10 protein-coding genes are annotated in these 6,917 nt (G+C 60.6%); 5 read left to right on the top strand and 5 right to left on the bottom strand.

Annotated elements, in window-relative coordinates:
• Positions 1-112 precede the first annotated feature (112 nt).
• On the top strand, positions 113-598 hold the full coding sequence (locus GPL81_RS17605; protein WP_160107761.1) for a GNAT family N-acetyltransferase: 486 nt from the start codon (positions 113-115) through the stop codon (positions 596-598).
• 4 nt (positions 599-602) lie between these two features.
• On the opposite strand, the gene GPL81_RS17600 is transcribed toward GPL81_RS17605, so the two are convergent.
• Together GPL81_RS17600 and GPL81_RS17595 are read right to left on the bottom strand one after the other, a co-directional pair.
• The gene (locus GPL81_RS17600) at positions 603-920 is read right to left on the bottom strand and encodes an NIPSNAP family protein (RefSeq protein ID WP_160107760.1); all 318 of its coding nucleotides are present in this window, start codon (positions 918-920) and stop codon (positions 603-605) included.
• A gap of 19 nt (positions 921-939) precedes the next feature.
• On the bottom strand, positions 940-1,830 hold the full coding sequence (locus GPL81_RS17595) for an AraC family transcriptional regulator (RefSeq protein WP_160107759.1): 891 nt from the start codon (positions 1,828-1,830) through the stop codon (positions 940-942).
• A 153-nt stretch (positions 1,831-1,983) separates the two neighbouring features.
• Between GPL81_RS17595 and GPL81_RS17590 the strand changes: the two genes are divergently transcribed.
• The gene (locus tag GPL81_RS17590) at positions 1,984-2,703 is read left to right on the top strand and encodes a cysteine hydrolase family protein (RefSeq protein WP_160107758.1); all 720 of its coding nucleotides are present in this window, start codon (positions 1,984-1,986) and stop codon (positions 2,701-2,703) included.
• Positions 2,704-2,763: 60 nt separating this feature from the next.
• Positions 2,764-3,036, top strand: a complete 273-nt coding sequence (locus tag GPL81_RS17585; RefSeq protein WP_160107757.1) for a DUF2798 domain-containing protein — start codon at positions 2,764-2,766, stop codon at positions 3,034-3,036.
• On the opposite strand, the gene GPL81_RS17580 is transcribed toward GPL81_RS17585, so the two are convergent.
• Entirely contained in the window at positions 2,957-3,898 is a 942-nt protein-coding gene (locus GPL81_RS17580; RefSeq protein ID WP_160107756.1) for a LysR family transcriptional regulator, read from the bottom strand. The two genes, GPL81_RS17585 and GPL81_RS17580, sit on opposite strands and share 80 nt — an antisense overlap.
• A gap of 130 nt (positions 3,899-4,028) precedes the next feature.
• Between GPL81_RS17580 and GPL81_RS17575 the strand changes: the two genes are divergently transcribed.
• Together GPL81_RS17575 and GPL81_RS17570 are read left to right on the top strand one after the other, a co-directional pair.
• On the top strand, positions 4,029-4,859 hold the full coding sequence (locus GPL81_RS17575; RefSeq protein WP_096510174.1) for an oxidoreductase: 831 nt from the start codon (positions 4,029-4,031) through the stop codon (positions 4,857-4,859).
• A 204-nt stretch (positions 4,860-5,063) separates the two neighbouring features.
• Positions 5,064-5,399: a hypothetical protein gene (locus GPL81_RS17570; protein ID WP_096510175.1), complete on the top strand. Its 336-nt coding sequence runs from the start codon at positions 5,064-5,066 to the stop codon at positions 5,397-5,399.
• Positions 5,400-5,472: 73 nt separating this feature from the next.
• Here the strand turns inward: GPL81_RS17570 and GPL81_RS17565 are convergent, their stop codons facing one another.
• Both GPL81_RS17565 and GPL81_RS17560 read right to left on the bottom strand, forming a co-directional pair.
• A complete protein-coding gene (locus GPL81_RS17565) occupies positions 5,473-5,874 on the bottom strand; it encodes a cupin domain-containing protein (protein WP_160107755.1) in 402 nt (133 codons plus the stop codon).
• Positions 5,875-5,952: 78 nt separating this feature from the next.
• Positions 5,953-6,705, bottom strand: coding sequence for an SDR family oxidoreductase (locus GPL81_RS17560; RefSeq protein ID WP_160107754.1), 753 nt, complete (start codon positions 6,703-6,705; stop codon positions 5,953-5,955).
• Positions 6,706-6,917 lie beyond the last annotated feature (212 nt).

Below are 6,917 nucleotides of genomic sequence, written 5' to 3'. Positions count from 1 at the left end.
CTGACAGCCGACCTGATTTTTCAGATACCCCATCCCTGTGAGAGTGAGCCAGGAAAAATTCGATTCCCATTGCTAGGCTCTAGATCCCCAGAGACCGCAATGGAGCACCCTCATGCCTATCCAGGCCCTGCGCGCCGACGCTTCCCACATCGAAAAAATCGCCCCGTTATTCGACGCCTATCGCGGCTTCTACGGCCAGCCATCGAACCTGCCGCAATCTCGCGCCTTCATTGCCGAACGGATCGCCCGCGACGAGTCGGTGATTTTCTACGCCGAGGACGCCAGTGGCGAAACCCTGGGTTTCGTGCAGATGTTCCAGACGTTTTCCTCCATCGACGCACATCGCACCTGGCTGCTCGGCGATCTGTTCACAACGCCCGCCGCCCGTGGCAAGGGCGTCGGTACGCTGCTGATGAACACCGCCCGCGACTTTGCCCGGTTGATGGGTGCCAAAGGCATGACCCTGGAAACCGCCACCAACAATCACAGCGCGCAGGGTTTGTACGAGTCGTTGGGTTGGGTGCGTGATCCGGGTTACTACACCTACTGCCTGGATTTGACGAAGCCACCTTCAGCCAAGGCGCCAGCCCAAGGCTAGTCGGTCAGCGTTTGGCGTCACCGAAGACCGGCCTGAAAAAACTGCGCTCATAGCTGAGGATGCAGCGGGTTTCTTCGGCGTACTTGAAGGCGGCGATGCATTGCGGGTCGCTCATCGACTGTTGCCGGTAAGTTTCGTAGGCCGCCAGGCTGGGGAAGGTGAACATGGCCATGGCGATGTTGTTGGCGCCTTCGGACGGCAGGAAGTAGCCGTGATGCTGGCCGCCGAATTTTTCCACCAGTGGAATCCACAGCTTGCCGTAATGCTCGAACGCTTCGAGCTTGAACGGGTCGAGCACGTATTTCAGGTAGCAAGTGACCATCTGTTTTCTCTCTGACAGGTTAGTAGCTGGTTGAATCATTGGGCAGGTCGGGCAGCACCCGCACCTTTACCTGAGGCGCATCTTCACCGCTTGCATCGCGCTTGAGCCATTCGGCCGGTGGGCTGCCCACCACGTTGAGGAAGGTTCTGGAGAATGATGCTTGCGAACTGTAGCCCACCGACGCGGCTATCACCTTGATCTGCACCCCGTCGCGCAGCAAGTCCTGGGCCAGTTTCATGCGCCAGGCGGTGACATAGCCCATCGGTGAGATCTGCATGATCCGGGTGAAACACGCCGAGAATTTCGACCGGGACATGTTCGCAAGTTGCGCCAGTTTCTCTACGGTCCAGAGTGCCTCCGGTTCCTCGTGAATCCGGTTGAACACCGTCGCAAGGCGCCCATCCTGAAGGGCATACAGCAGACCGCCGGAGATCTTGCCCTCCATCACCGAGCGCCGCACCAGCTGCACGAACAGGTATTCGAGCAGCAGGTTCAGCGCCTTGGACCGGCCGGGGGCCTGGTCCTGGAATTCGTTGATCAGGGTGCCGAGCAGGGGTGTGAGGTTGTCCAGTTCCTTGAACGCAAACACCAGGGTTTCCTTGAGCCCGAGCGGGAAGGGCTGCAGGGAGTTGCGCCCGAACTGGAACGACGCGCAGATCAGCTCGGCGCCTTGAGCGGAACTGGAACGCAGCTGGTAGCGGCAACTGCTGGGACAAAACAACACGCTGGGTTCGCGGATGGAAATGTTCGGCAACCCCGGCTGCACCATGTCGATATCGCCGCGACTGATCACATGGATAAACGCCATGCCCGGCGGTTTGTCGAGCATCAGTGTGCCGTCCACGGGACCGGCGAAGAACAGCCGGCCCTGCAAGTGCGTGCGTTCGAAAAATTCGGAAAGGATATCCATGTTGAAGACGCCCGGGTAAAGACTCTGTACGTCCTGGCAAAAGTGGAGCAGGGCGCGGCCGTAGGATGCAGCTCTCGCCGATGGTAATCAACGCCCCTCAAGGGTGCCATGGCGCAGAGCGATATTTCTCGTCCACCACCGGAGTCCATGTACATGAGCAATGATTCGATCCGCACCGCCGCCGAATACGCTGACCCGACAGAGCCGGCGCTGCCGGACCCGGGCATGAAGCTTGACCTGTCCCGCGCCGCGCTGGTGGTCATCGATCCGCAGATCGACTTTCTCAGCCCCGAAGGCGTGAGCTGGGGTGTTTTCGGCAAGAGCATCGTCGAGCACGACGTGGTCAATCACCTCGGCCAGTTGTTCGCCGCGGCCAAAGGCGCGGGCATTACCGTCGCGGTTTCCCCGCATTACTACTACCCGTGCGACCACGAATGGCATTTCGGCGGGCCACTGGAAAAGGTCATGCACAGCATCTGCATGTTTGATCGCAAGGGGCCGCTGACCCTCGACGGTTTCGAAAACTCCGGTGCCGATTTCATGCCCGAGTTCAAGCCGTACATCCTCGACGGTAAAACCATCATCGCCTCGCCGCACAAGGTGTACGGTCCGGAAACCAATGACCTGGCGCTGCAACTGCGCAAGCACGGCGTGTCGCAGATCATTCTGGCGGGCATGGCGGCCAACCTCTGTGTCGAGTCGCACTTGCGTGAGCTGCTGGAGCAGGGCTTTGAAGTGGCCGTGGTCCGCGACGCCACCGCGGGCCCGACCACCCCGGAAGGCGATGGTTACCTGGCGGCGTTGATCAACTACCGCTACATCGCCAACGCCCTGTGGACCACGGCGCAAACCGTGGAATATCTCAAGTCCTGATCCACAACCTGGCGGCGCACCGTTGCACGGGCGCCGCCATGCCACCGAGAGGTCCGCAACATGCCAAGACTTCCCCCGCGCTACCGTCAGCACGCCACTGGCGTGATCCAGTCGGCCATCACCTGTGCCATTGCCGCGGCGATTGCCAGTCCGTCCGGTCTTTCTCTCAGCGCACTGCTCGTTTACTGGTTCAAGGCCTGGTTGCTGGCCTGGGCCACCCTCATTCCCTTCGTGCTGCTGGCAACGCCGTTGATCAAGCGTCTGGCCGGACTGTTGGTACAGGACGAGCCTGGCGTGGGCTCGTCTGTCGATCAGCACGAACGAATTCAATAAAGGCCTTGAGCGTTGCGGGTACATGGCGACGACTCGGGTAATACAGGTGCAGTCCGGGATAGTAGGGGCACCAGTCGTCCAGCACTTGTACCAGGCTACCGTCAGCCACCTGCGCCTTGACCATGTCTTCGAAGAGGTAGGCAATGCCGACGCCCTGCAACGCCGGGCCGACCATCAGGCTCACATCACCCAGGGTCAGCGGGCCGTCGACTTCGATTTCCTCGGCAATACCACCGCGTTCGAACTCCCAGCGATACAGCGATCCGCTGGGGAAACGATGGCGGATGCACGGCAGGCCATGCAGGTCTTCGGGTTTCTGTGGCACAGCGTGCCGGGCAAAGAATGCTGGCGAGCCCACGACCACCGAGCGCAGGTACGAGCCGATGGGCAGCGAGACCATGTCGGCCTCCAGCCGCGCACCGAAGCGCACACCGGCATCAAAACCGCCGGCGACCACATCCACCAGGCCGTCGTCCGCCACGATCTCCAGTTTCACGTCCGGATAGGCCGCGAGGAATTCGCTGGCCAGCGGTAACAGCACCAGTTCCGCGGCCTGGCGTCCGGCGGTGATGCGCAGGCTGCCCGAGGGTTTGTCGCGGTAATTGTTCAAGTCTTCCAGGGCATCGTCGATGTCGCGAAAGGCCGGTTGCAATCGCGCGCGCAGGCGTTCGCCTGCCTCGGTCAGGCCGACGCTGCGGGTGGTGCGGTTGAACAGCCGGACGCCGAGCCGGTTCTCCAGGGTGCGCACGGCATGGCTCAGCGCCGAAGGCGTCACGCCCAGTTCGACCGCCGCCCGGCTGAAGTTCAGGTGATTGGCCACGCTCAGGAAGATCGAGAGGTCTGCCGCTGAAGGTGCTTTCATCTGTGAATACCTTTCACAAAGCCATGCAAAATTATTGGGATTATCACATCAGTAGTGGAGTTTTAAAGTGGCGTCAACTCATCAAGAAGGCCCGGCAATCACGCTCGGGTCGCTGACAGGAGGAGTTGAAATGCGTACTTGGTTCATTACTGGAGCTTCCCGTGGTTTTGGCACACTCATCGCAGAACGTGCTCTGCGTGCCGGCGACGCGGTGATTGCCACGGCTCGCAAACCCGAAGAAATCACCGCCCGCCTGGGCGATCATCCGAACCTGCTGGCCGTGCGCCTGGACGTGACCCGTGAGGAAGAAGCGCATCAGGCCGTGGCGCAAGGCATCAAGCGTTTCGGCCGCATCGATGTGCTGATCAACAATGCCGGCTTCGGTGTGTTGGGCGCGGTGGAGGAGACCAGCGCCAGCGAGACCGAGCGTCTGTTCGCCACCAACGTCTTCGGCGTGCTCAACGTGACCCGCGCGGTGCTGCCGCACATGCGTCGCCAGCGCGCCGGGCATGTCATCAACATCTCCTCCATCGGTGGTTACCAGGCCTACATGGGTTGGGGTGTCTACGGTTCCACCAAGTTTGCGGTGGAAGGCATCACCGAGGCCCTGCATCAGGAACTGGCGCCGCTGGGCATCCACGCCACCGTGGTCGAGCCGGGCTTCTTCCGGACCGACTTCCTCGACGAGCAGTCGCTGGTGAAGACCGCGCTGGAATTGCCGGATTACGACGAGACGGTGGGGGCGATGCGCAAATATGCCGAATCCGCCAACCATGCCCAACCCGGTGATCCGGTGAAGTTCGCCGAGGCCATGTTGGCCCTGGTCAACGCGCCGAACCCGCCACAACGGCTGGCCCTGGGCAGCGATACCATTGCGCGCATCGAAGCGAAAAACCGTTTCGTTGCCCAGGAACTGGCCGAGTGGAACGAACTGGCGCTGTCCACGGATTTCAAGGATTGAAACGTTAAGGCATCAAACCTGATGTGGAGCGAGCTTGCTTGCGATGGCGGCGGGTCAGTCAACGGTGATGTTGGATGTCAGGCCGCTTTCGCTGGCAAGCCAGCTCCTACAAGGATTTTGAGTGATATCCAATGGCCATCATTTTCGTTAAAGTGTGCGCCGCCCGAGAGCTGGATCCCGGGCGCTTACTCATGGAGTTGTGCAGTGAAATACCTCAGTAAAGTGGTGGCGGGTGCCTTGGCTGGCCTGGTGTTGGCGGGTTGCAGCAGTGCCCCAATGAACACCCGGCAATATGACAGCAATCAGTACACCGTACTGGGCCACAGCGAAGCGAGCGCCACGGGCCTGATGCTCTTCGGCGTGATCCCGATTCGTCAGAACAGTCGTTTTGTGCGGGCACAGGACGAGGCGATCAAAGCCAAGGGCGGCGATGCCATGATCAACACCCAAGTGCAGGAACGCTGGTTCTGGGCATGGGTCCTCAATGGCTACACCACTCAGGTTTCCGGTGATGTGATCAAGCTGAAGAACGTTCAGTAATTGCAGTCACCCAAAAAATCCGGAGTCCTGTATCAGGCTCCGGATTTTTTGTTTTATACAGCTGCTCTCAGGGTCAAGGGACCGGGATGACCGGTGGCTTGCCCTGGTCCTTCAACAGAAACACGACGAATTTGGCGGGTTTGTCCTTGCTGGCATTGCGGCCCACGGTGTGTATGTCATTGGGGCCTTCGTAGAAGCTCTGTCCGGGCATCAGCGTGACTTCCTTGCCACCCTTGACCGCCATGACGATGGAGCCTTCGAGCACATAAATGAAGCCGTGGGCATTGTGCCGATGAACCGGGTCGGCACCGCCGGGCGGGAACTCGACGGTGAGCATCAGCACTTCCTTGCCCGGGTAATCGGGAAGTGCCGTTTCCGAAATCACTTTGACATCCGGGTGTGGCGCATCGGCCGCCAGGGCTGGGGTGGTGATGAGCGGCAGGGCAAGCAGGGCGAGAATAACGGGGGTTCTCATGGGATGCTCCTGATGAGAGTGGAGGGCGGGGCCTTGGCCTGATCGGGCAGGGAGCGAATCGGACGCCCCCGTCCGTCATCACTGGGCGCTTGTACTCTTGAGCCACTGATCGAAATGAATCTTTCCGAGGATGGGATTGGCGCCCGGGGTCAGCGACTGGTCGTTAATGCTCGCGCCGTAGTATCCGGCGTTATCGTCGGTCACCACTTTGCGCTGATCCCCGGTGTGTTGCAGGTACGTCTTGACGAAAGACACCAGGGGTTGCTTGTCCGGGCCGGCCACTTCCAGCGTCTGGCCCGTGGGCGCCGCCACGGCAATTTTGGCCAGCGCCGCCGCGACATCGGCCGAGGCGACCGGTTGCAGGGCGGCCGAAGTCAAGTGAGCGGTGTCGCCTTGCATGCTGAATTGGACAATGGCGCCGATGAACTCGAAAAACTGCGTCGCACGCAGAATCGTGAAGGGCACCCCGGACTTCTTGATCAACTCTTCCTGGGCCATCTTGGCGCGGAAGTAGCCGCTTTCGAGCATCCGTTCCGTCCCCACCACCGAGAGGGCGATGTGGTGCTTGATGCCGGCGGCCTTCTCGGCGGCGGCGAGATTGCGCCCGGATTTTTCGAAGAATTCGAGCACGGCGGCATCTTCGAACGAGGGTGAGTTGGCGACGTCAACCACGACCTCGGCGCCTTTGAGTGCGGCCTCCAATCCTTCCCCGGTGACGGCGTTGACGCCCGATCTCGGCGAGGCCGACAGCACATCGTGGCCACCTTCACGCAGGAGTTTGCAGAGCTGTGTTCCGATCAAGCCTGTACCGCCGATGACGACAATTTTCATGATTGTGCCTCCGTTTGCTGGTGTGGCTGTGGATGGGTGGCAGTTGCTCAGGCCACGCATGTTGTGAATAGGTAGTCTAGGCGGGCAAAAGCGGGGCGTGGAGTGGCGGGATGGACGGCAGGCATGGGCCTCGTGCGTCTGAAAAGCTTCGGTTTAACACCCTGGTCATGCTCAAATGGCGGCCATTTTTTTCGCTGCAGGCTGGAGCTGTA

The sequence above is a fragment of the Pseudomonas izuensis genome, from assembly GCF_009861505.1.
In the GTDB taxonomy this organism is placed as follows: domain Bacteria; phylum Pseudomonadota; class Gammaproteobacteria; order Pseudomonadales; family Pseudomonadaceae; genus Aquipseudomonas; species Aquipseudomonas izuensis.
Note: the sequence above shows the minus strand (reverse complement) of the source record. Positions and strands in the feature narration are given on the sequence as shown.